This is a genomic window from Tannerella forsythia (genome assembly GCF_003860135.1).
Taxonomy (GTDB): Bacteria; Bacteroidota; Bacteroidia; order Bacteroidales; family Tannerellaceae; genus Tannerella; species Tannerella forsythia_A.
Window position 1 is genome coordinate 1 of sequence record NZ_RQYN01000015.1, and the last position, 23,099, is coordinate 23,099.

The following is a 23,099-nucleotide window of genomic DNA, read 5'->3' on the forward strand; positions in this document are numbered from 1 at the left end:
ACCCGCCGACAAGTTCCGAAATACCCGTTAAGTATTTCCGAAATACCTGCCGACAAGCTCGGAACTACTCACCGATGACCTCGGAACTACTTTTGGAACATATTATCAATCGGTTATCAATCAGTAGTCAGTGGTCAGCCATCAGATTTAACCACAAGTTGCACTAATTTAATGGTTCGTTATGCCCTGCGGGCGTTGAGTTGTTTATTTGTTGAAGTGTTGAGTTGTTGAGTTGTTTGCCGCTCGACATCCCCCCCCTTCAAAGGGGGAAGAGCGAAGCGAAGGGGGATGTCATCCCTTCAAAAGGGGAATGCCCGGTACCCGCCGAACCATTGACAATTAAATTCGCGTTCATTTGCGTCATTTGCGTTCTGAACATCGTAATTCGTAATTTGTCATTCGTAATTGATTTACGCGTTCGGACATTTGTCATTCAGAGCGCCAGCGATGAATTTTTCCTTTTCCGGGGTGAGATTCCTCACTATGTTCGGAATGAGATATTAATGTTAATTGTCAATTGTCATGTGTGGTACCCGCCGAACCATGTACCCGGCATAACAATTGACAACTGACAATTAACAATTGAAAAACAGCCCTGAAAGGGCGCATTAATTCAGCCCAATGCGAAGCGAAACGGAGCGTTGGGGAAAAAGGTAGCACCCATTGGGAGGGCTGAAAGCCTGATTTTAAAAAAAACCAAAACAAAATTAAAGTAGGGAGAGAACACATGTACTCTCCCTACTTTTATACTGGAAAAGTTCTTTTCAGAACATCGCCATGGTAGATTTTAATTATTACCAATCTCTATTCTGCTGTTTAGCTAAAGTCGGATTGCGAATAATATCATTTTGGGAAATAGGCCACAAAAACCTTCTGTCCGTATAAGGTATAGCGGCTTTGTAGAAAAGTCCTTCAGTCTCTTTTCCAATTTGATACACATTCAAATTTGTCAATTTCTTTGGGTCTACTTTAGCGGGGATACCTTTTGAATCAAAATCAGGATCATTTATTAAACGGTGAATATCCTCCCACCTTCTTCCTTCGCCAAAAAATTCTATGCGTCTCTCCCATAATAAAGCTTCCAACATTTCTTTATTTGTTGCAAAGTCTGTTGATTTATATGCCTCTGATTCCTTAACTGACCGATTACGTACCGCATTGAGAAGTTTCAATGCCATTTCAGGTCTCCCACTTCTCAGCTCTGCTTCTGAATAGTTTAATAATACTTCCGCATAACGAATAATAGGAGCATATTCATCTTGTTCCTGCGGTCTCTTATATTTATCGACATAATATCGAACATCACGTTTAGCTTTATCCTCTCCACTATACAGAAGTTTTCTTCTTAAGTCACTTTCTATCCAATATTTTGAGTTGTACAAAATAGGAGATAAAGAGATCAGTCCACGGCCTCCAGTGCGATTACTCATCATTTGTCCTAAGGAACCATTTACCGTAGCATTATCGTCACTGCTATTTTCAATTGAGAAGATTGATTCCGGATTACTTTTAAAGTTTACAAAAGGAATTTCAGGAGAATCCGCCAGCTTGTATCCGCCAATCGAACTTGAGAATGGCGCATCGCTCTGTGGAACGATCTTTTTAGCTTCATCTACCACTTTATTCCAATCCTTCTTCCATAAATACAACCTTGTTTTCAGCGCAATAGCTGCTCCCTTCGAGGCTCTCGTGATCGCGTTGGCCGGATTTTTTGCAGGCAGTAAACTCTCTGCCTTGTCCAAATCGGCAAGAATCTTTTGATATGTTTCTTCAACAGTAGAGCGCCCTATTTGCAAAGCTTCCTGCATCTTCTCCGGAGTAGTAACGGCTTTTTCGTAATAAGGTAATCCGTAATTATTATTGCCCTCAACTCCATACGGCAGACAGAAGTGAATTAGCATATTGGAATAAGTTAATCCCCTTAAGAAATAGCACTCCCCAAGGTACTGGTTCGTTATTTCTTCCGTTATCACATTTGTTTCCTTAGCTTTCTGTATACCTTCTATCACTACATTCGCTCGATTAACCGCAGCCAAGGAGTTTTCCCACATGCTATTATTATTAGCTGTTGTCGGATTATATGTTGCTTCATAAGTATACTGGTAAAAAGCAGCCATATTCACCAAATCGTTCCCCCTCATTTCAGATTGAATAATGGAGGCCGCTCCAAAGGGGTATCCTCTTCGTGCATTGTTTCCGACATAATATCCGCTTTGAACAGCATCATAAACCCCCGTCACAGCCAATGCGCATCTTTCAGGAGTGTCAAATGCCGTTTCGTCCGTTATTCTATCTATTGGAGCGAGGTCTACCGTATCTTTTTCACAAGAAGTGAACATCTGTAACCCATAAATAAGACAGAAAATGCCTATTATTCTAATTATATTCTTGCGTATCATATTCTTCGTATTATTTTTTTAAAAACTAATATTTACTCCAAAGGTGAATACTCTTTGTTGTGCCTTTCCTCCGGCATCCACTCCAAATGCTCCGACAAACTCAGCAGTTGTCGATAGGTCTGTGATGATTTCCGGATCAAGTCCTTTGTACTTCGTAAGTGTCAACAAGTTCTGTCCAGAAACATATATGCGTATATTAGACATATCCAATTTCTTAGTAATATCTTTAGGCAAAGTATATCCTAAACTAAGTGTAGAGAGTTTTACATACGCTCCATCTTCTGCGAATCGAGAAGTTGCAGAACCTTGCATATTTAATGCACTATCATCTCCGGCACCGACCATTGGCGTTACGCCATCCCCCGGTTTTTCCTTACTTTGCCAACGGCCTAAAATTTCCGTTCCGTTGTTGGAAAATGCCATATTTAACAAGTCATCTTGACGGGTGCGATTGTATATCTTGTTTCCTCCGGAGAAACGAATAAACATCGTTGCATCAAAATTTTTATATGTAAAGGTATTACTCCAACCTCCAAACCAAGTAGGAATCGTACCTCCCAATATCTTTCTATCTTCTTTCGCGCTTAAACTCCCTCTCTTGGATACATCCGCCGGATTTGACGGATCATAAACTTTCCACGTATAATCACCGAGCAAATCAAATTGAACTTGTGTCCCGTCTGCCTTCTCGTAAATCGGATAACCGTTTTCTTTATTGACACCGCTATACTGGTATCCATAAATCGCATTCATGGATTCACCTTCGCGAATAATTGTGTAACCTCCTATAATATCGGCATTTTCAACCAACTCAACCACCTCATTCTTTAATGTTGAAAAGTTCAAATCAGACTTCCACATAAAATCTTTATTCTGAATAAGTGTGCTTCCTAACGTAAGCTCAATACCACTATTTTGTATCTTTCCTACATTATTAATATATGAGTTACCCGGTATTCCCATGGAAGGAGACGTCGGCACTTTCAAAACCAGATTCTTACTATTCTTCTTCCAATAAGCGATTTCAAAAGTTACTTTGCTGTCAAATAGCGAACCATCGAGACCAATATCAAATGTTTCCGTTGTCTCCCATTTCAATTGGTTATTCCCCATATTCAACCATGCCGTAGCATTTTGTTCTCCATATTTTTGAGCACTGTATGTTCCCAAATAAGGATAAGGACCTCCAAGGTTCTGATTCCCTACGGTAGCATAACTTCCTCTTATTCGGAAATCGTTAAAGATCGTACTATTCCAGAAATTCTCACGTGACACACGCCATGCTCCAGAAGCCCCCCAGAAAGTACCCCAGCGAGTATCTTTAGGAAGTTTAGATAAACCGTCTCGTCTAATTGAAAATCCTAAATAATATTTGCTGTCATAATTATAGTTTGCTCGAAACAAATATGAAGCCAGTCCGCTAAAAGTCTTACCACCAGCCACTGATTTTTCACCAAATGTGCCGGATATAATATGATCCATAAAGAAAGGGTCTGAAATCTTATTTACCGAACTTTCATCCCAATCCGTATCGGAACGAGTATACTCCTGAACAGCTGTCAAATCAATATTATGAAGGCCATTGATTGATGTATTGTAAGAGAGTATATTTTGCCAATTCCAAGTGGAATAATTCGTATAGATCTGATCGATTAGTCCTCCGTATCCAAGGCCGTCTCCCGTGAAAGGATCCCAAGTCATATAGTTATTCATCAATGCGATATCAACGCCCGCCAGCGTTTTAAATGTCAGACCTTTCATCAAGGAGAGTTCTGCAAACGCATTCGATATGATACGATAATTCGTCGCTCTATTTACGTTGTGGTCGAGTACGTATACAATATTGGGAATTCCATTCGAAATAACATCTTTATTTGCACCTCTGCCTAAAGCCTTTCGGTTTTGCGCATCAATATTATATCCGGTAATGTCCTTATCATCAAAAACAGAAACATTCGGCAACATCCTAATTCCGGAAAAAGAGGCATCGCTAAGCGAATTAGCACCTTCCACGATACCATTGATTTTGGATTTGGAGGCACTCAAACTCATCCCAATATTTAACCAGCGATTAATTTTACTGGATATATCTCCTTTTACAGATAGACGTTTCAAGTCATTCGCTCGAATAATCCCTTCTTGATTCGTATATCCCAATGAAAAATAGTATTGGCTTTTCTCAGTACCGCCACTTGCACTTAATGTATGACTGTGCTGGAATGCTCCTCGATATACATAATCATTCCAATTCGTATTAGTCCCGTCATAAACGGCAAGTCCTTCGTCACCCCAGTTTTTGTATTTTTCATTCGCTATTTCAGTAAATTGTTCTCCATTTAACAAGTCGTGTAGCTTTGAAGCCTTAGCAACTCCCATATAACCACTATAACTGACTTTTACAGAGCCTTTCTGACCTTTCTTGGTTGTAATTAAGATAACTCCGTTGGCAGCACGTGAGCCATAGATTGCACTGGCCGCACCATCTTTTAAGATGTCAACACTCTGAATATCGTCAGGATTTATATCTCCTAATGCATTAGCAGCCACATAGCCCTGAGATATGTCACCACTGGTCATTGGAACACCATCTACAATAACTAAGGGTTGGGTTCCTCCGGAAAGAGAGTTGATACCACGAACTCTGAATTTAGGTGGGGCACCCAATACACCTGACGGTTGAATCACCTGTACTCCGGCTGCTCGTCCAGCAAGCTGGCTATCAAAACCGGGAGTCGCCAAATTTGCAAGTGCATCCCCGCTCACCTTAGAGATAGAACTCGTTACATCCTTCTTTCGTTGCGTTCCATAACCTACAACCACGACTTCTTCCAACGCTCTCGTATCACTTTTCAAAACAACTTGAAGATTGGGTGCAATCGTGACTTCCTGCGTAACCATTCCGATATACGAGATCATCAATGTTTTGGCTGAATTCGGTGCTTCAGGCAAAGTAAATTTCCCGTCTATATCCGTTACTGTGCCGACAGTCGTACCTTTTACCAATACCGAAGCCCCGATAACGGGTTCGCCATTCTCATCCGTCACAGTGCCTCGCACCTGCGTCTGAGCCATTACTACGCCTATTCCAACAAAGAACAGGGCTAAAAACAGTTTTAGTTTTCTTTTCATACTCTACTAATTTTAAAAAACAACATCGATTTACTAATCACTCCATTCATACATCCGATTTTACTGCTTCAGGATAAATTATTGTATCTATTTCTTCGATTTTTATCGACACTTTCAAATAAATTTTCATGTACCCCATATCGCTTTTCCTTTACAATCATCGCCTGCAAAAATAACGAATATTTATCATTTGCAAACATTTTCTGCTAAAAAAAAACTTTTTATTCAAAACAAGACTTTCCAAACCGCCTTGATTCATAAAAAATTTGTGCTACATGAGGCTTTACATTATCTTTGTACTTTCATCAAAGAAATAAACACGTATCATTATGGCATTACAATGCGGCATTGTGGGACTACCGAATGTGGGGAAGTCGACCTTATTTAATTGTTTATCGAATGCGAAAGCGCAGGCGGCCAATTTTCCGTTCTGCACCATCGAACCGAATGTGGGGGTGATCACCGTCCCCGATGAGCGACTTGGCAAACTGGCCGAGCTGGTACATCCGGCACGGATTGTCCCGACAACGGTCGAGATTGTCGACATAGCCGGTCTGGTGAAAGGAGCCAGCAAAGGCGAAGGATTGGGCAATAAGTTTCTGGCGAATATCCGCGAGACGGACGCCATCCTTCATGTACTACGCTGCTTCGACGATCCCAATGTCGTGCATGTAGACGGAAGCGTCGATCCCGTACGCGACAAGGAAATCATCGACACCGAGCTTCAGATCCGTGATTTGGAAACGGTCGACAGCCGGATATCGAAAGTACAGAAACAAGCCCAAACGGGAGGCGATAAACAGGCCAAACTCGCCTACGAGGTGCTCGTCAAATATAAGGAAGCGCTCGAGCAAGGTCGGAATGCCCGCACGGTTTCATTCGATACGAAAGATGAACAGAAGGTGGCCCGCGAGCTGTTCCTGCTCACCGACAAGCCCGTACTCTACGTCTGCAACGTCGATGAAGCAAGCGCGGTGGATGGCAATGCCTATGTAGAACAGGTACGTGAGGCTGTAAAAGACGAAGGGGCAGGCATCCTCGTCGTAGCAGCAAAAATCGAAAGTGAGATTGCGGAACTCGATACATACGAAGAGCGACAGATGTTTCTGGCCGAAGCAGGCCTTGAAGAGTCCGGCGTAAATCGTCTGATCAAAGCGGCATACAAGTTGCTCGATCTGGAAACGTTCCTGACAGCCGGTCCGGAAGAAGTACGCGCATGGACATATCGCAAAGGAAGCAAGGCACCGCAATGCGCAGGAGTAATCCATACCGATTTTGAAAAAGGTTTTATACGCGCCGAGGTCATCAAGTACGATGATTATATCCATTATGGCTCGGAAGCGGCCGTGAAAGAAGCCGGAAAGATGCACGTGGAAGGGAAAGAATATATGGTGCAGGACGGAGATATTATGCACTACCGTTTCAACGTGTAGTCTTCCCATAAAGAGAGACATTGTGTAAAACATTGAAGGAGGAAACATATTGAGCTGGCGTGATTTCTTTTATTTCTCACGAGGTGAACGCCGAGGGCTAATCGTTCTGCTCTGTTTGATTGCTCTGGCAGGCATCATCATGTTGCTGAAAAGCCCTTCATCGGATCACGAACAGTCGGCACATGAAGATGCGACCTTCGTTCGTCAGGTGCCGGCTGCAAACACGGCGGCGGATCAGGCTGCTCATCAGACCACACGGCCGTCGAGAGAGTCGGTCAGCAGAGCGAGACCCGCCACGTCTCGAACACGTGAAACCACCGACGAACGTATCAAACGATTGACTGATACGCGTCCACGATACCCTCGAACTCAAAAACTCCCAGTGGGCTCCACCCTTGAACTGAATACGGCCGACACGACCGACCTTCAGAAAATTCCGGGTATCGGCCCCACATTCTCTAAACGCATCGTCAAATACCGTAACTTATTGGGAGGATACGCCGATGTCTCTCAACTGGCGGAAGTATACGGGATCGATGAGGAAAAGTACACGGCATTGGCACCATGGTTTACGGTCGATCCGACACGAATACGAAGGCTGAATGTAAATCGTCTGCCGGAAGACTCGCTACGTCGTCATCCTTATATCGACTATCGTCAGGCAAAGCTGATCGTACGCTTACGCAGACAGCCTAACGGCCTTACCGGATGGCACGACCTGATGCTTGTGGAAGAATTTACCGACGCAGACCGGCAGCGTCTCAAACCTTACCTCTCGTTCGATAAATGAATCCGGCGATCTTTATTCGGACATCGGCGCTTGACATTTGCATATATCGATCGGAGTGGGTAAAGAACCGTCAACACATTACCGGAGGCTTTCTCTTTGATACGGAATGTAAGCTCGGTCACATACGTTAGTATCCTCCCTCGCCGTCATCCCAAATTACGCAATAGACCGTTCGGCGGGTACCATTATTTAATTGTCAATTGTCAGTTGTTAATGGTTATGCCGGATACATGGTTCGGCGGGTACCACGCATGACAATTGACAATTAATAATTAATCTGTCATTCCGAACATAGTGAGGAATCTCACGCCGAAAGAGGAAAGATTCATCGCTCACGCTCTGAATGACAAATTACGAATTACGATGTTCAGAACGCAAATAACGCAAATTTAATTGTCAATGGTTATGCGTGTACCACGGATTCCCCCTTCGCTTCGCTCTTCCCCCTTTGAAGGGGGGGGAAGGGGGGATGTTCACCGGCCAACAACTCAACAAATAAACATTTCAACAACTCAACATCCGAAGAGCATACAAGGGCTGAAAGCCCGGATTATTTCAGCTCCATCCCGTAAGGGTGGGGGATCGACATCCGGACCTTGTTCGCAGGGCTGAAGGCCTGAATGAAATTCATGCTTATATTTTCTATTGCGGAATCTGGGTTCATCCTTAGCGCCTTGCATCTACCCCATTCTTACACACCTAAAAAGGGTGTGCCCAAACATTGCGTTTTGACACACCCTCTTTCTTTATGATTATCGAAAACGGTCAGTATGACACCTTCGATTACGATGCTATCCTTACGATTACAACATCACACGATAGGCAACGAATCACGGCACTTAGGAGGTTGTGGTACGAATACTTTTAATGGTTGAGTACACTTTGGTATATTCGGGCTCATGTACTTCTCGAACTTCACTCATCCCTCTGAAATCGGAAGAAGAAAAATATTTCATCAGTTGCAAATAAAAGACTTTCCCTGTCGCATCTTCGTGAATATAGAGTTGCAATGGCTGATTGTTCGCTTCCGCCGCATCAGCAAGACCTTTGAAATCCCCGCCCTCGAACATTTGCAAAAGTGCTTCTTCACTCACAGCTGAAGCATCGAACTTTTTCACAGCGCTCTTAACGATTTTGCCACCACTCCGCTTATTATAGTATGCTTCGCCTCCGAAATAAGCCGCGAAACCAAAATATAGCAGCCCGATTACACCAATCACACGAACCAGAAAAGAGGAGAGCGGAAGGATGGTAGGAAGGATGATTAGCAACAAACAGATGGCTGCCAATACATAGTAGACGATCTTTTTCGTCCCGTTTGTTCTTTTTTCAATGTCACTGCTTGCCTCATAATACGCATAGAGGTTTACCGGATAATCTTTTTTTTCTGTTTCCATGTTCTCTTTTTTTAGTGTTGATTTATCTATTGTTTCATTTCTGTCACACCTTTATCATGAGTTCTCTCTCAGAATTTTTCCACAAATATACATCTTTTATTTGAGCCGGGGATAAAAAACTCTACATACTATACCAACGCACGTATAAAAAGGACGATGTGGCATAACGGGCGAACGGTTTCGTTGCTTGCGGAATGTAAGTTCAGTCACATACCTTAATATACTCCCTCGCCATCATCTTTAACGCCTTGCATCTCACCCATTCTTACACACCCAAAGAGGGTGTGCCCAAACATTGCGTTTTGACACACCCTCTTTTTTATTTATGATCTACGAAAGCGTTTTAGAACCCATTCGGTTTACCTCCCGCTTGGAGAGGCCATCCGGGATTCTGATAAATCACCGAGTTTTCAGCTTTTCCATCGGGGCTTGTCAGCACGAAATGCTCAAACGCAATCGGTGACAAATAATGTGCCGAAGTCCAATTGTATCCATTGTAGAATTTATTATTAGCTTCTACGATCTGATACGGACGCAGATACATGCTGTTTTCCTTGCGCGACACATTCGGTTTATCGCTTGGAAGCGTAATCAGCTTGGATTTATTATTATCCTTATCGACATATTTGTCTTGCATCGTTCCCCAGAGCTTAAAGCCTTCGATCTGATAATTCTTTACCTGATCGAGTGCTCTCCAGCGGCGCAGATCATCCAGACGCATTCCTTCGGCCATTAATTCGCATCTGCGTTCGCGGCGGATATTGTAGAGCGTTTTGTCGATGAGCTTTCCGGCCGAATATTTTCCCCAGTCTTGTTCCTGTGCTAAATCAGTAGCTGAAATGGTCACATTATAGTCTTCGGGTAATCCGGCTCTGCGGCGAAGCTGTTTCCAATAGGTCGAAGCCGTTTGATCAAGACTTCCGTTCTTTTCATAAGCTGCTTCGATATAGTTCAGATAGGCTTCGGTAGCACGGAAAATGATACATCCGGTCGTTGTAGGGTTTTCACCTTTGAGGAATTTCGCTTCGAAACCGTATACTCCTTTTTTGACGTTATATCCGGTCACGGCTCTACGCTCCGGCAAGTCGAGGATATCCGGATAAGATGCCACCAATGTTTCACCCTTATCTTTGACGAGCGTATCTCCGGGAGCCGCGGTAAAGAGTCTCAGACGATGGTCGCGGTTCGTGAGTACATCGGCAAGGTCTTCGTCGCCTTTATACCCCGACCCGGCAGCGTAAATCGGGAGTCCGTTTTCCATCAAGAACGATTCCACAAAGTTGCGGGTATATCCCGACGCAGCTCCGCCATTGAGATAGTGCATCGTATGATGTCCGACAAATTGCGCATCGTAGTGTCGCCAAAGCAGCACCTCGCTGTATCCGGACATATCCAGATCGCCGAACATTTTAAAATACGGATTTTCAAGTGCAGCCACTCCAGTCAGTACCTTGTTGCTTTCAACTAATTTCACACGCTCGGCTACCGCTTTAGCAGCTTCCATTGCCTGCCCTAAGAAAAAAGCGATTTCGCCGTCGATATCGATCGAGAAGTTATCAACTTTCCCTGCGCCCGGCCAACCTGTACCGCCGGGTACTTGTGCCGTTCCTTTGTGATGTTTCAACCATGTTCCTTCGTAGAGTGCCACTCTCGATTTGAAAAGTTGAGCTACCTCCTTACTCAGCCTGTTTTTGTTCGCAAACGGACCGGTTTTCATCAGCATAATGGCCGAATCGAGATCGGACAAGATAAATCGTGCCACCTCATGGCTCGGACGACGCTTAGATGCTTCAACCAGCAAGTCTTTCTGATCGGGGAAAGTGCGACGAATAATCGGGAAATCGCCAAAGGAACGCAACTTCGAATAATATTCGTAGGCACGCAGAAAATAGACCTCACCGATATAATGTTTGATATTTTCTTCATTACCGGTAATCTTCTTCGCTTTCCAATTCGGAAGAACGGCTTCCAGAAAATAATTAAAATGGCGGATTTCGTCAAAGTTCCATGCTCCACCGGATGCTTCTACACGCCATTCTCCGGGAAGCCACCGGTTGTTGGCATGTACGCCGGCCTGATTATCCGTATGATTGTCGTCAATAAATGTTCCTGCATTCCATCCGCTATGCGATGGGAATTTATAGCGTGTAATGCTATATGCTTCGAGGTCTGCCTCGGACTTGAAAAAGACTTCGGGAGTAACCTGCGACAAGGGGCCTCTATCCAGATAATCGTTACAAGAGATACTGAATGCTCCTGCTGCTATCAGGACAATATACAATAAATAAGATTTCTTTTTCATTATGTTTTTTGTTAGAATGTTACACTTAAACCACAAGACCATACACGCGAAAGCGGATAAATCTTTCCATTGCCCCAACCACCCAAGAAGGTTTCCGGGTCGAATATTTTTGTCATCTTCGTAAACGTCAGCAGATTTTCACCCGATACATACACACGGAAGTTGCTAACGCCTATTTTCTGCGTGTAAACCGACGGAATCGTATAACCAAGCTGTAAGTTTTTCAGACGCATATACGCTCCGTTTTGAATCCAGCGCGTTTGTGTCTCGAAGTTCTTCCATCCTTTGTCGAAGCTGGGACGAGGGTAGTAAGCGTCTTCGTTCGGTCCGAAGAAACTTTTCGTATCGGAGGGACGATAGAAATCGAGATGCTCTTCAAAACCGGCATTCTGCCACATGTTCCCGTTACCACCGGTAAAATAAGGACCACCTACGGCAAGATCCCGTTTACCCACGCCTTGGAAGAAAGCTCTGAAATCGAATCCTCTCCATTGCATATCGATATCGATACCGAAATTATACCGTGGCGTATTGTTACCAATAACTTTCAAATCGCCCGGATTATCGACTGTTTCTTCTCCTCTGGTGATTTCGTTATCATTATTCAAGTCTTTGTACATAATATCGCCACCTGCCCAATCGCTGCCCCATGTGGGTTTATTCTTTTTAATATGCTCGGTCATTTCGGCATCTGTTTTGGCAATACCAACCGTCGTAAAGCCCCATATCTCTCCGATTTCTTTACCGGAATAATAGGCGTCATGTCGGCCTCCATTTCTATCATAGTAGTATATTTTTTTATTTTCATTCGGATATTTCGTTACGGTCTGGCGGCTGTCAGCCAATGTCGCTTTCACGCCATACGAAAGTTCTCCGATGCGATCGCGCCAGCTTATTTCAAGCTCGAATCCTTTCGATTCCATGTCCGTATTGTTGATTTTAGGAACGTCTGTTCCTAAAACATTGGGCAATTGCGGAGCCGGACCGACCATATCGAACGTTCTGCGCTGGAAGTAGTCGAAGACGATATTCAGGCGGTTATTGAAAGCGTTGATATCGGCTCCGATATTCCATGAGTTGACACGCTCCCATGTGAGTAATTGGCTTACCAACCCCGGCGCCCATGCGCGATTCGTCTTTTTGCCGTTCACAAGCCAGTTTCCATCGGCTACCCCCACCGGCATATTCAGATAGAACGGATAATAGATCGGGTTTTTATATTCATCAACAATATTTTGGTTACCTAATTCACCGTATGAGCCACGGAGTTTCAAGGTAGACACGTATTCTCCCAGCGGTGAATCTGTCCAGAACGATTCTTTGGCCACGTTCCATCCGAGCGAGAAGGAGGGGAAGAAGTTCCAGCGCTTGTCGCGCAGGAAGCGGCTCGATCCGTCATAGCGTCCGTTCAATTCGACAAGGTATTTACCCATGTAATCGTAGTTGAGACGTCCGAAGAAACCGGCCGTTGCCCAATGATTGAAATATCCGTTTACTCCGTCGTTATCGCCGTATGTGGCGTCGATGGCCGGTACGTCAGGCGTATAGACTTGTTCTCTCCATGCGCCCAAACCACGTGACTGGTCCAGTTCGGACTGGAATCCTGCCATGACCTTAAAATTATGTGTATCATTAATCGACTTTATATATTCCGTATAAATGTTGGGGTTAAAGAAATTCCATTTACGCCCATACTCGGTAATGCGCGACTGCCCGCCCGACCAAAACGAACCGAACTGCAACGCGGCAGCGTTGGCCACACCGTTCTTGTCGTACGAATAAATCGGCAATATCTCGACATGCGTAAATTTTGTTCCCGTTTTATAGTTCAATTCTACATGGGTATTCCATCCTTTGATGGGGGTAAAGACAAGTGCCAGTTGTTGAATAAATTCGTCCGTTTGCTCTTCGTTCCGTCCGTTGTTCAGGTGTGCGATTTCGTTCCCGTACACATAGTTTCCGTTCGGATCTTTGAGGGGTAAGGTCGGCCAGCGGCGGGCGATGTTGTGATAGAACAGCCCGTGATCGTATGAAGAGCGTCCGTAGTCGACGCGCGAGAACTTACCCGAATATTTCAGTTTAAGCATTTTGTGTACCTGTGCATTCACCGTAGCATCGACCGAATAGCGATCGCGTTTGTCGGGATTGAATTTCATCAAACCATCCTGCCCGAGCCAGTTGGCCGAGAAATAGAAGTTCACGGCTTCCGTACCGCCGCTCGAACTGATGTTATGTTCCTGCGAAGGCACGTAATCGCGATAGAAGATATCATACCAATTATTGTTGGCAAATCCGTTCGTGTACCCCTTCCAATTTTTTCCGGACTCGTTCCATTCCGTTTCGTGAGGGATTTTACCGGCTTTGTAGTCGCGGATTTTCTGCAATGTCTCGTCGCTGAAGGGCGCTGCTTGTCCTCCGTTCTTGGCTGCTTCGTTAAAGTATTCGGCAAAACGCTCGGAGTCGAGCATCTTCGGACGCAACAACGGACTGCTCCAACGGAAGTTGTTGTTGTAGGTCACACTGATTTTACCGGATTTACCCGATTTGGTCTTGATCAGAATCACCCCGAAGGCTGCGCGCGATCCGTAGATGGAAGCCGATGCCGCGTCTTTCAGCACCGAGATGCTTTCGATATCCTGCGGATTGAGCGCGTTGATATTCCCTTCCAACCCGTCGATCAGAATCAACGGAGACGAACTGGTGTTACCGATCGTTCCGGCGCCACGAATCGTGATACCTAACGAGTTCCCCAATTCACCACCGCCGTTGCCTACCGAGATATCCATACCGGCCACGGCGCCTTGAAGCGCCTGCGTAACAGTCGTCACCGGACGGCCCTTCAGTACCTTTTCATTGACCGTGGCTACGGCTCCGGTCAGGTTTTCTTTTTTCTGGGTACCGAAACCTACCACCACGACTTCGTCCAACATCTCGGAGTCGTCTTTCATAGAGACATCGATCACCGTGCGGCCGTCAATCTCCACATCATGCGACTTCATTCCCACGAACGAGAACGTAAGCGTTCCTTTCGACGGAACATTAGCCAGCGTGTACTTCCCGTCCACATCGGTTATTGCTCCTTTCGACGGATCTCCTTTTACTACGACGGTCGCTCCAGTCAGCGGCTCATCGTTTGCATCCGTCACGGTACCTCGTACCGTGATGGTCTGTGCCGAAAGCGAAAGCGCCGAGATACACAGCAACAGTGTAAGCAAGCCTCTCGCTCCAAAAAGTTTTTTTCTTCTCATGTTTTTTAATGATTCGTTATACAATTGTTTCTATTTAGTCGATTTTCAATCTCAGGGTTGAAAATGTACAAAATATTCATTCGTTTTCCGGATGCCCGTCTCCGGATGCAGCCGGAGGTTCGGATTCTCCTTTCGAGGGTTTCCGGTTGCTTTGGCGCGCTTCTTTGATCAGTTCGTTCAGATCGTGATACAAGTCTTCCCAGCCTGCCACGTTCTTCATGGCCGAGACGAGTGAGAATATGTCGCGCAAAGCCTGATGCAGCGCGCGGCGCGCACCGGAGGCGGACTGTTTCTGCCGCAACGCCGAGTTGGCGTCCGTCTGTTCGGCACTGATGGCCTCGAACGCCGCTTGTGCCTGCTTCAAGGCATCGTATTCGTCTTTGGCCATCACGGTAGAGAGATGTCCCAGATTAACCGGCTCGTCGAGGTGTTTAATCAACGTTTGCATCACCACATTCTCATCGGCATACGAAAGGCCGTAGATGTCGCCCGCTTCCTCGAAGACCGTCAGCAGCGCTTCCGCCGCTTTTCCTTTGGGCGTATCGTTGAATCCGGCCATGCCTTGCAGCATCCGCCGGAGATTCCGGTACACCTTGTCGCGCACCAAATCGGCTTGTGCTACCGGGTTACCCAGGCCGCTGTACGTATTTTTAATGACGATGGCCTGATACGATTTATTCGTGGCAATCAATACTTCTACCAGCGGATTATGTTGCAGCACTCCGCTCTGATACACCGGCGAGATCACTTCGATCGTACGGTTCGACAAGTTTCCTAATACTTTAGTCGATAATTCATTGTAATTAACACGTAACATAAGATTGGTATTTTATAGGTTGAAAAATGAAATGGTCGTAGCAGCGTGACAGAGGCTTTCTCCCGTACGACAGGAAAGGAGCATAAGCCCTACGCGAATCGTTCGTTGCAACGGAAGAGGATAATATACCGTACGGGAATCGCCCGCTGCGACGGGAAGTTATCATAGACCTTACGAAGATGTTCTGCCGCGATGGGAAAAGATCATAGGTTTTACGGGAAGCACCCGCCATGCCGGGAAAAGATAATAGATGGTACGGGAATCGCCCGTTACGGCGGGAAGTCATCGTAGATTCTACGGACATCTCCCGGCGAATCGGAACGTCTTCGCGCATGGTATGATCATGCCCGGCTGATAGGAAAGTATTCCTCATCCGTCCGCGAAAAGATAGGGTAATGGTATGAAAAGGCCAAGCGAGCATACCGGCCATGCGCCGGATGCTGCGAAAAACTATGAAAATGTCGTCAAGAAAAAGAGAATAGCAAAGGGGTGAATCTACATTCGTCTGATTATGTGATAAATACCCCCCCCCGTTAGTTTTTATTAACAGACAAGCGAAAGGGTATTTCCGTACATGGAAAACAGATTTCCACGCTGCCGGCCAGCACAAATTGAACGTATTAAAATTCATTTCCCTTTTTAGTGTGTTGAGGCGGCAAAGATAATGCAATCCTTTCGATAAAGGATAAGATTATTCTATGTTATATAACACTTTTTAGAGAGAAAACGAGAAAAGTTGTAAAAAAACATGACGTGTATCATCGGTGGCAGGGGAGGGAGCGAACTATGGCTCTTTCTTGCGGTTTTTATAAAGAGGGACAAAGACGATAATACCCGAAGCGATAATGGCAAAAATCGTCATAAAATCGATTGCCTTAGCCGATGTCAGCAGGATGTATACCAAAAAGCCCCAGAGAAGGATGATGCAGACGGCTTGCGTGTTCGTGATTTTGCGACGTGCCATGTGAGAATACGATGAATTATTTAATTTCGGTTATGATTTTATGGGTGATGGCATAGAACGTAAGCCCCGGAATCGTTTTGATGCCGAGTTTGGCCGTGATGTTCTTGCGGTGTGTCAGGATGGTATTGAGGCTGACGAAGAGCCGCGCGGCAATCTCTTTGTTCGTGTACCCGCTGACAATGAGCTTGAGTACTTCTTTTTCGCGGTTCGAGAGTTCGCTGTTATCGTCGACCATCGGGAGGAGGATCCGGCTCCGGATGCGGTTGTGCTGCCGGATGTCACGTCCCAGCGCATCGATGGTGAACAGAACGGCGTAACCAAGGTTTTGGTCGTACGCTCCCGTCAGATGCTTAATCATGATGTTCCGCATATCGTCCATCATGGCTTCGATGGCTTCGTCCGTTTCGCGCGATGTCCGGGCACGCATGCTTCTCCTGTTTTGCTCTTTTTCGCTGAGCGCAAGGAGTTGGGGAAACCATTCCTTCTCGTCCGTCTGAATGCGTCCGCACAATTTTTCTTTGAACGAGGCGAAGATATTGCCCAGCAGTTGCAACGAAGTATTGCTTGCGCCCGACGTATGAATAAAAATCTGCAGGTGTCGGTCGATGTTGGGCAGCTGATATTGCAGGTAATACCGGTTCGTTTGCTTCAGATAATCGATGATCTGGCTGAGGTGAAAGCTTTGCAGCTTTTTCTCCGGAAAATAATCTTCGTTGATAAACGTGTTGACGATGGTGAGGAAAAAGTCCGTATGGATATCGTTTGCTTCACAAAGCGCCATGACCGTTTCATCGCCTACCCCAAGCCGTATGCCGAAGCGGTTGATAACCGGAATGAGCGAGAGGTGCTCGCTCACCACCTCGCTCATTCTCATATTTGCATAAACCAACGGCATCCGTCTTCGCTATACATTATTTATAATGATTACGCTTCGTCCCATTGCTTGCGAAGCAATTCGACGGCTGCCGTAGCCGTAGCTACGCGGTCGTCGTTCTGACAGCCGCATTCAAAGCTCACGTATTGATCGTAGCCGAGCATCTTGAGGGCGCGGAAACCGTCGACGTAGCGGTCTGCCTCTCCGTCTTCGCCCGGCATCAGGCGACGCTTGCGACTGGCGATATGTACGTGCTGAAGCAACGACCCGGCCGAAAGGAAAGCGCCCATATCGGAGGTCTCCTCCCACGTCATGTGCCAGAAGTCGCCCATGCAACGCACGCCCGGGTTGTCGATGTCGCGACAGATCGATGCCGCGTCGGCTACCTGACGGAGGTAGAACGCTTCCTTCCGATTGAGCGGCTCGAAGATCACCGTCGTCCGGTGTTCGGCGGCAAACGTGCCGAGCTCGTCGAACCACCGGCAAAGAAAATCGCGCGTCTCCTGCGTATGCGGCATGGCCGGCTGTTGCGCGTTGAATGCCGGCACGATGATGACTCCGGTCGAGCCCAGTTCGCCCGCCGCGGCGATAATCTCGCGCATCGTGTCACGGCACAGGTTACGCACGGCTTCTTCTTCCGAAAGCATAAACCCTTCGAATCCCGCGCATATCGCGCTGATTTTGATATTCCGTCCTTCGAGCGCTTTCTTCAACTCGTCCTTCCGCGCGGCCAACCCTTTGCCGCTCACTTCGAGACCGGTCACACCGAGCTTTTCCATTACGTCGAGCTTGGCCGTCAGCTCAAGATCGCCCAGCGTCCACTCCTGAAACGAGAGGTTCAGCTTCACGTCTTTCTTCGTATCGCCTTCGTCCTTGCAGCATGATTTCGTCTCCGCGCCTGTCGTCGCGCCTCCGGAGCAGGCGGCCATCGTTGCCAACGCCGCACTGCCCAAAGAGGCTTTCAGAAAATTTCGTCTGTCGATGCGCATCACTTTTTCTCTAACGGTTTACCGGGTACGGGAACCACGAACGGTTTCATATCCATTTTACCCAGATTCAGGTCAGCCGGCATATAGTCGAGCGCGGAAGCCGTCATGGTTTCCCATGTCGTTTCTTCGCCCGTATAAGCCGATTCGCGTCCCATGATGGCGGCCATGTTCGATACGGCTGTCTCCGAAGCCTGATCGATCGATTTGCCGGCGCGGATCGTATTGATCCAGTTCACATGCTCGAGCGTATAGGGGTCATTCTGTTTGAACGATGCCTTCTCGGCGTCAAAGTCATATTTCCAGATCACATTTCCGGCGAGGTCTTTGATCTCCATGTTCGCACTGTTCCACGAACCTTTTGTTCCCTGAATAAATTCGCTGACGTTGTTGGCGCAGCCGTCTATCTGGCGACACATACTGTGCAGATGGATACCGTTCTCCATCGTGAAGTCGATGCTGAAATTATCGTACTGGTCGCCCGTGATCCGGCGCTGACGCGAGCCGAAGCCTACGGCTTTCACCGGTTTCAGCCCCGAAAACCATGTAAACACGTCGATGTTATGTACGTGCTGCTCGACGATATGATCGCCGGAGAGCCATTTCCAGTTCACCCAGTCGCGGATCATCCATTCGCAGTCGCTCCATCCGGCCTGACGTTCGCGGTACCACAACATATTTTGATTCCAATAAACCGTTCCGCCCGTGATTTCGCCGATCGCACCGTTCATGATCTGCTGGTACGATGCGATATAACTCCGCTGATGGTGGCGTTGCGTACCGGTGATTACGCACAGGTTCTTGGCCTGTGCCTGCTTGGCCGTGGCCATGATGGTGCGGTAGCCTACCGCGTCGACACAGATCGGTTTTTCGAGGAAGCAATGTTTGTTCTTCTCTACCGCATACTGGAATTGGGCCGGACGGAAATTCGGCGGCGTAGTAATGATCACCACGTCGACGTCGCTGTCGATAACCTGCTTGTACGCATCCAATCCGACAAAGCGCTTATCGGCAGGGATGTCGATATTCTTCTCGTCTTTCAGTTTCTGGGCCAGACTGTCCACCCGGTCCTGAAACGTGTCGGCCAACGCCACAATCGTGACACCGTTCGCTGCCGCGAGGAAATTCATCGCTGCGCCGCTTCCGCGTCCTCCGCAACCGATGATACCGGCCTTCAATTCTTTACCGTCGGCCGCCATATCGGGCAACTCGGGTACATAATACGTTCCCGGTTCTTTCAGCGGCTTGTTGGCTGCATTTGCGTTCTCGTTACTGCTTGCGCCTCCTCCACACGAGGAAAGCAGGGTGGCAGTTCCCCCCGTACCGACCATTCCGGCAGCCCCGGCAAGGGCCGAACTTTTGAGGAATGATCTTCTACTGATACTGCTTTTTTTTGTCATGACAAATTTGAGTTAAATGTACTGTTTCTTAGTTTCTGATTATTTCGCTTTCAGCGACGAGTCCGGCTCGCAAACCACACGGAAGCCGATGCCCCGGATGTCGGAATACCACCAGATGCTCTTGGGCTGTTGCGGATCCGTTTTCAGCCAATCGTCGTGATGCGTATGGCTGCGGGCGGCACACCGCACATCAGCGGCATCGCTCGTATAGTTGCCGCCGCGTACCACCCATTCTTCACCTTCGGTCACCAACGGATCGGTAACGGTCGAGCCTCCTTTGGCATACGCCTGCGGATCGTATTTGTCGGCGCAATATTCCATCACGTTGCCGAGCATATTTTTCAGCCCGAACGGGTTCGCCTTGACTTTATCGGGTTCTTGTGTCTTGTTCTTCGCGTTTTTGCCGTAGACGATAAATTCGCCGATCGGCTCGGTCTTCGCGCTAATAAACTTGCGGATGAAACCTTCGTCGGAATAATCTTTCGGTCGTCCCGTGAAGAAGTAAGGAGTTACCGTCCCTCCGCGAGCCGCGTATTCCCATTCGGCCTCGGTCGGCAGACGATATTTCTTGCCGGTCTTGAGAGAGAGCCACTGGCAGAACGTCTCGGCAGCGTAGTGCGTCATGGTAATGGCCGGACGCGTACCTCCTCCCCATCCCTGATCGGGAAATCCGAACGGCGGCGTAGGACCCGACACGCCGTCCACGTCGATGTCCGCGCGGGTATTGTTGGCATAAATCGTTTCGGGCGGGGTACGTCCTTCGCTGAGCGTCGCCGCGTAGAATGCCCAATATTGATCCCAGGTCACTTCCACCTCGGCCATAAAGAACGGACTGACTGTCACGCTTCGCACCGGCGACTCATCCTCCCGGCGGAAATCTTCTTTATCGGGACTGCCCATCTTAAAGGTGCCGCCGGGTATCGCAATCATCTTGAAGGATACCGGAGTACCGGGAATCTGTTCCGTGAAATCGGTGAAAGACGTCACGACCGTTGCCGAGTCGAACGGCGGGCCCGAAGCCGTGGCGGAGGCTCCCGGAATACCGGTCATCTGTCCGTGCTTGTAATTCGGATTGTAATGTCCGGCATCGAGGTGACAACTGATGCATTGCAAATTCAGTTTTTTCTCATTTTCTTCGTAGTAAAGGTGCGCGGTGATGCCCGCATCCGTAATACCTGCGGGAAACAGATTCTTATGACATTCTTTGCACGACTCGTTCGGGATATATTTTACGGCATGTTCGAGTTGCGACTTCATTTCCCAATCGAACGAGTCTTTTGTCAAATAACCCCACAAATCGCGTACGCCAAGCTGTATCTTGGCCGAATAATGGTTCCATGTCTGATTCTTCGGAGGCAGATGGCAGTCGACACAATGCACGGTGACACCGCTCCCGTTATTTACGTGCGACGATAACTTCCATGTCTCTTCCGCATGCGGATGGACGTGGCAGCTCATGCAGGCCTCGTCCGTCGAATAGTAGACGGATACTTCATAGAGCGACATAAAAAAGGCCATGCCGACGATAAAGCCGAACAGAAACAGGGGCCATTTCTTTTTCTTTTTTTCGTCTCTTCTCGATCGGTAGCTCGTTGTCATAATTAGTCTATTCGTTGTTTTTTGATTTCGTTATAGTCGATCCATACCTGCTGCTTGTCGTTCTTCGTTATGGCTATACTTCCCACGAATAAGATCCATCTCGCCATCCACCATAAGAACGGCAGAACGATGAGCGACTCCAATACATTCATTAGTGCCACCTTCCATCATTCCCACACGTAGCGTTCTGTTTCTCATGAAAGAATATGTCTTTCGTTAGAAAAAATACTGATTCGGCCGATAAAAGTAGTACTTTTTCAACAAATCGCCAAATTCAAACCGGTTCGTTTCATTCATCATTCGTCCGGAAGATCATTTACGGAGTTTCGTATAGGATCCGTATTCCGAAAAGAAGCATTACTTTTGCAATTCACTTCTGATGGAAAATAAAGATGAAAAAAATAATCATACTCCTTTGCGGATGGATTATGCTGCTCTCGGGGTGTGCGAAAGAAAACCTTGTAGATGATGGTGGAGACCTTCCATCTGTTTCACTTACGGAATACGAGAAAGAAGTCGTAGCACTTGTCAATAAAGAGCGTTTAGCCGCCGGACTGAATGCCTTGCAAATCGATCCGTCGTTGATGGCTTCGTGCGATGTGCGCGCCAAAGAAATCGTGTTCAAATTTTCTCATACCCGTCCCGACGGCAGCTCGTGTTTTACCGTTATCACGACGAAATTCGCATCTGCGGGTGAGAACATAGCCAAAGGATATGCGTCGCCTAAAAATGTGATGAAGGGCTGGATGAATTCACAGGGACACAAAGAAAACATCATGAACGGAGAATTCACGCATATCGGAGTCGGTTGCCATCGCGACAACGGAACCTTCTATTGGGCGCAATTGTTTATCGAGAAGTAAAAAGAGAAAGAAATAGAAATGATATTATAAAACCTGATGATGAAAAAGTATATAGTTTTCCTTTGCGGATGGATGCTTTTGCTCTCCGCGTGCGGAAATGAAAAAGAGGCAAGGGCTGATCTGGAGCGTGCCCGGGTGCTGTATGAAGACCGGCAATTCGCTGCGGCCAAAAATGCGATCGATACGCTCCGGATGCGTTATCCGGAGGAAGTGGCCGTGCTGAAAGAGTCGCTGACGCTGATGCGTCTTGTAGAGCGGGGCGAGAGTGAGCGTAACATCGCTTTTTGCGACAGCATGATGCCGATTCGTGCGGAAGAAGCCGAAGCGATGAAGAAAAACTTTGTGCTCGAAAAAGATACGGCGTACGAGGACGTGGGGCATTATATATGGAAGCAAAAGACCGTCGAACGCAATGTGGAGCGCAGCTACATCCGCTGTGGGGTCGATGAGAAAGGCGAAATCTATCTGGCGAGCGTTTACTTCGGACGAGCACCGCTCAACCACACGGGGCTGAAGTTCTGCCTTGCTGACGGAACATACGCCGAGACCGCTTCCGTCCCTTACGATGGTGGTGTGAATTATCGCTTCAAAGATTTGGGCAATACGACCGAGATCGTTACGTACAAAGCTGAAAACGGTATCGATGCGGTCAAGTTTGTTTGCGGGCTTGATGACAAGGCGCGTGTGAAGGCCGAATATACCGGAGGCAAACCTTTCTCACTCACACTGAGTAACGATGACAAGAAAGCCATCCGTGCCACGTTCGAGCTGGCCATTATTCTGAGCGACCTCGAAAATATGCGTCGGGAGAAAGAAAAATCGATGAAGAAAATTACGTACATCGATCAGAAGCTCGGCAACGGCGAAATGCTGAAAAAGGATTAAAAAAACCACTCGC

At 47.1% G+C, this 23,099-nt stretch carries 16 protein-coding genes; 4 read left to right on the forward strand and 12 right to left on the reverse strand.

The features are described 5' to 3' along the window. Positions 1-794 precede the first annotated feature (794 nt). Both EII41_RS05545 and EII41_RS05550 read right to left on the reverse strand, forming a co-directional pair. On the reverse strand, positions 795-2,399 hold the full coding sequence (locus tag EII41_RS05545) for a RagB/SusD family nutrient uptake outer membrane protein (protein ID WP_124789765.1): 1,605 nt from the start codon (positions 2,397-2,399) through the stop codon (positions 795-797). An 18-nt stretch (positions 2,400-2,417) separates the two neighbouring features. Then, the gene (locus EII41_RS05550) at positions 2,418-5,528 is read right to left on the reverse strand and encodes a SusC/RagA family TonB-linked outer membrane protein (protein WP_124789766.1); all 3,111 of its coding nucleotides are present in this window, start codon (positions 5,526-5,528) and stop codon (positions 2,418-2,420) included. Positions 5,529-5,857: 329 nt separating this feature from the next. Here EII41_RS05550 and ychF point away from each other — a divergent pair, with 329 nt between their 5' ends. Together ychF and EII41_RS05560 are read left to right on the forward strand one after the other, a co-directional pair. After that, positions 5,858-6,961, forward strand: a complete 1,104-nt coding sequence (gene ychF, locus EII41_RS05555; RefSeq protein ID WP_124789767.1) for a redox-regulated ATPase YchF — start codon at positions 5,858-5,860, stop codon at positions 6,959-6,961. Positions 6,962-7,010: 49 nt separating this feature from the next. Then, entirely contained in the window at positions 7,011-7,751 is a 741-nt protein-coding gene (locus EII41_RS05560; RefSeq protein ID WP_124789768.1) for a helix-hairpin-helix domain-containing protein, read from the forward strand. An 839-nt stretch (positions 7,752-8,590) separates the two neighbouring features. Here the strand turns inward: EII41_RS05560 and EII41_RS05565 are convergent. From EII41_RS05565 to EII41_RS14115, 10 genes are all read right to left on the reverse strand, one after another. Then, positions 8,591-9,148 (reverse strand): hypothetical protein, encoded by a 558-nt coding sequence (locus EII41_RS05565; protein WP_124751065.1) that lies wholly within the window; start codon positions 9,146-9,148, stop codon positions 8,591-8,593. 343 nt (positions 9,149-9,491) lie between these two features. Then, a complete protein-coding gene (locus EII41_RS05570; protein ID WP_124789769.1) occupies positions 9,492-11,450 on the reverse strand; it encodes a RagB/SusD family nutrient uptake outer membrane protein in 1,959 nt (652 codons plus the stop codon). 11 nt (positions 11,451-11,461) lie between these two features. Continuing rightward, positions 11,462-14,698 (reverse strand): SusC/RagA family TonB-linked outer membrane protein, encoded by a 3,237-nt coding sequence (locus EII41_RS05575; protein ID WP_124789770.1) that lies wholly within the window; start codon positions 14,696-14,698, stop codon positions 11,462-11,464. A gap of 76 nt (positions 14,699-14,774) precedes the next feature. Beyond that, a complete protein-coding gene (locus tag EII41_RS05580) occupies positions 14,775-15,515 on the reverse strand; it encodes a DUF6261 family protein (protein ID WP_124751062.1) in 741 nt (246 codons plus the stop codon). A gap of 784 nt (positions 15,516-16,299) precedes the next feature. Beyond that, positions 16,300-16,479 (reverse strand): hypothetical protein, encoded by a 180-nt coding sequence (locus tag EII41_RS05585; protein ID WP_124751061.1) that lies wholly within the window; start codon positions 16,477-16,479, stop codon positions 16,300-16,302. A 16-nt stretch (positions 16,480-16,495) separates the two neighbouring features. Then, the gene (locus EII41_RS05590; protein ID WP_260425490.1) at positions 16,496-17,353 is read right to left on the reverse strand and encodes a helix-turn-helix domain-containing protein; all 858 of its coding nucleotides are present in this window, start codon (positions 17,351-17,353) and stop codon (positions 16,496-16,498) included. Between the two features lie 50 nt (positions 17,354-17,403). Next, positions 17,404-18,342, reverse strand: a complete 939-nt coding sequence (locus tag EII41_RS05595; protein WP_124789771.1) for a TIM barrel protein — start codon at positions 18,340-18,342, stop codon at positions 17,404-17,406. Then, a complete protein-coding gene (locus EII41_RS05600; protein WP_124751059.1) occupies positions 18,342-19,739 on the reverse strand; it encodes a Gfo/Idh/MocA family protein in 1,398 nt (465 codons plus the stop codon). The genes EII41_RS05595 and EII41_RS05600 overlap by 1 nt, the downstream gene beginning before the upstream one ends. A 39-nt stretch (positions 19,740-19,778) precedes the next feature. Then, positions 19,779-21,338 (reverse strand): SUMF1/EgtB/PvdO family nonheme iron enzyme, encoded by a 1,560-nt coding sequence (locus EII41_RS05605; protein ID WP_124789772.1) that lies wholly within the window; start codon positions 21,336-21,338, stop codon positions 19,779-19,781. Between the two features lie 2 nt (positions 21,339-21,340). After that, entirely contained in the window at positions 21,341-21,499 is a 159-nt protein-coding gene (locus tag EII41_RS14115; protein ID WP_185711841.1) for a hypothetical protein, read from the reverse strand. Between the two features lie 231 nt (positions 21,500-21,730). On the opposite strand from EII41_RS14115, the gene EII41_RS05610 reads away from it, so the two are divergent. Together EII41_RS05610 and EII41_RS05615 are read left to right on the forward strand one after the other, a co-directional pair. Beyond that, entirely contained in the window at positions 21,731-22,201 is a 471-nt protein-coding gene (locus EII41_RS05610; RefSeq protein WP_124789773.1) for a CAP domain-containing protein, read from the forward strand. A gap of 36 nt (positions 22,202-22,237) precedes the next feature. Beyond that, positions 22,238-23,086: a hypothetical protein gene (locus EII41_RS05615; RefSeq protein WP_260425491.1), complete on the forward strand. Its 849-nt coding sequence runs from the start codon at positions 22,238-22,240 to the stop codon at positions 23,084-23,086. Positions 23,087-23,099: the final 13 nt, after the last annotated feature.

Excerpts from the sequence above, each read along its gene's own strand:
- EII41_RS05585 (WP_124751061.1), bottom strand. The coding sequence starts at position 16,479 with ATGGCACGTCGCAAAATCACGAACACGCAAGCCGTCTGCATCATCCTT.
- EII41_RS05550 (WP_124789766.1), bottom strand. The coding sequence starts at position 5,528 with ATGAAAAGAAAACTAAAACTGTTTTTAGCCCTGTTCTTTGTTGGAATA.
- EII41_RS05595 (WP_124789771.1), bottom strand. The coding sequence starts at position 18,342 with ATGCGCATCGACAGACGAAATTTTCTGAAAGCCTCTTTGGGCAGTGCG.
- EII41_RS05605 (WP_124789772.1), bottom strand. The coding sequence starts at position 21,338 with ATGACAACGAGCTACCGATCGAGAAGAGACGAAAAAAAGAAAAAGAAA.
- EII41_RS05575 (WP_124789770.1), bottom strand. The coding sequence starts at position 14,698 with ATGAGAAGAAAAAAACTTTTTGGAGCGAGAGGCTTGCTTACACTGTTG.
- EII41_RS05610 (WP_124789773.1), top strand. The coding sequence starts at position 21,731 with ATGAAAAAAATAATCATACTCCTTTGCGGATGGATTATGCTGCTCTCG.
- EII41_RS05615 (WP_260425491.1), top strand. The coding sequence starts at position 22,238 with ATGATGAAAAAGTATATAGTTTTCCTTTGCGGATGGATGCTTTTGCTC.
- EII41_RS05545 (WP_124789765.1), bottom strand. The coding sequence starts at position 2,399 with ATGATACGCAAGAATATAATTAGAATAATAGGCATTTTCTGTCTTATT.
- EII41_RS05580 (WP_124751062.1), bottom strand. The coding sequence starts at position 15,515 with ATGTTACGTGTTAATTACAATGAATTATCGACTAAAGTATTAGGAAAC.
- EII41_RS05590 (WP_260425490.1), bottom strand. The coding sequence starts at position 17,353 with ATGAGAATGAGCGAGGTGGTGAGCGAGCACCTCTCGCTCATTCCGGTT.
- ychF (WP_124789767.1), top strand. The coding sequence starts at position 5,858 with ATGGCATTACAATGCGGCATTGTGGGACTACCGAATGTGGGGAAGTCG.
- EII41_RS05570 (WP_124789769.1), bottom strand. The coding sequence starts at position 11,450 with ATGAAAAAGAAATCTTATTTATTGTATATTGTCCTGATAGCAGCAGGA.
- EII41_RS05600 (WP_124751059.1), bottom strand. The coding sequence starts at position 19,739 with ATGACAAAAAAAAGCAGTATCAGTAGAAGATCATTCCTCAAAAGTTCG.
- EII41_RS05565 (WP_124751065.1), bottom strand. The coding sequence starts at position 9,148 with ATGGAAACAGAAAAAAAAGATTATCCGGTAAACCTCTATGCGTATTAT.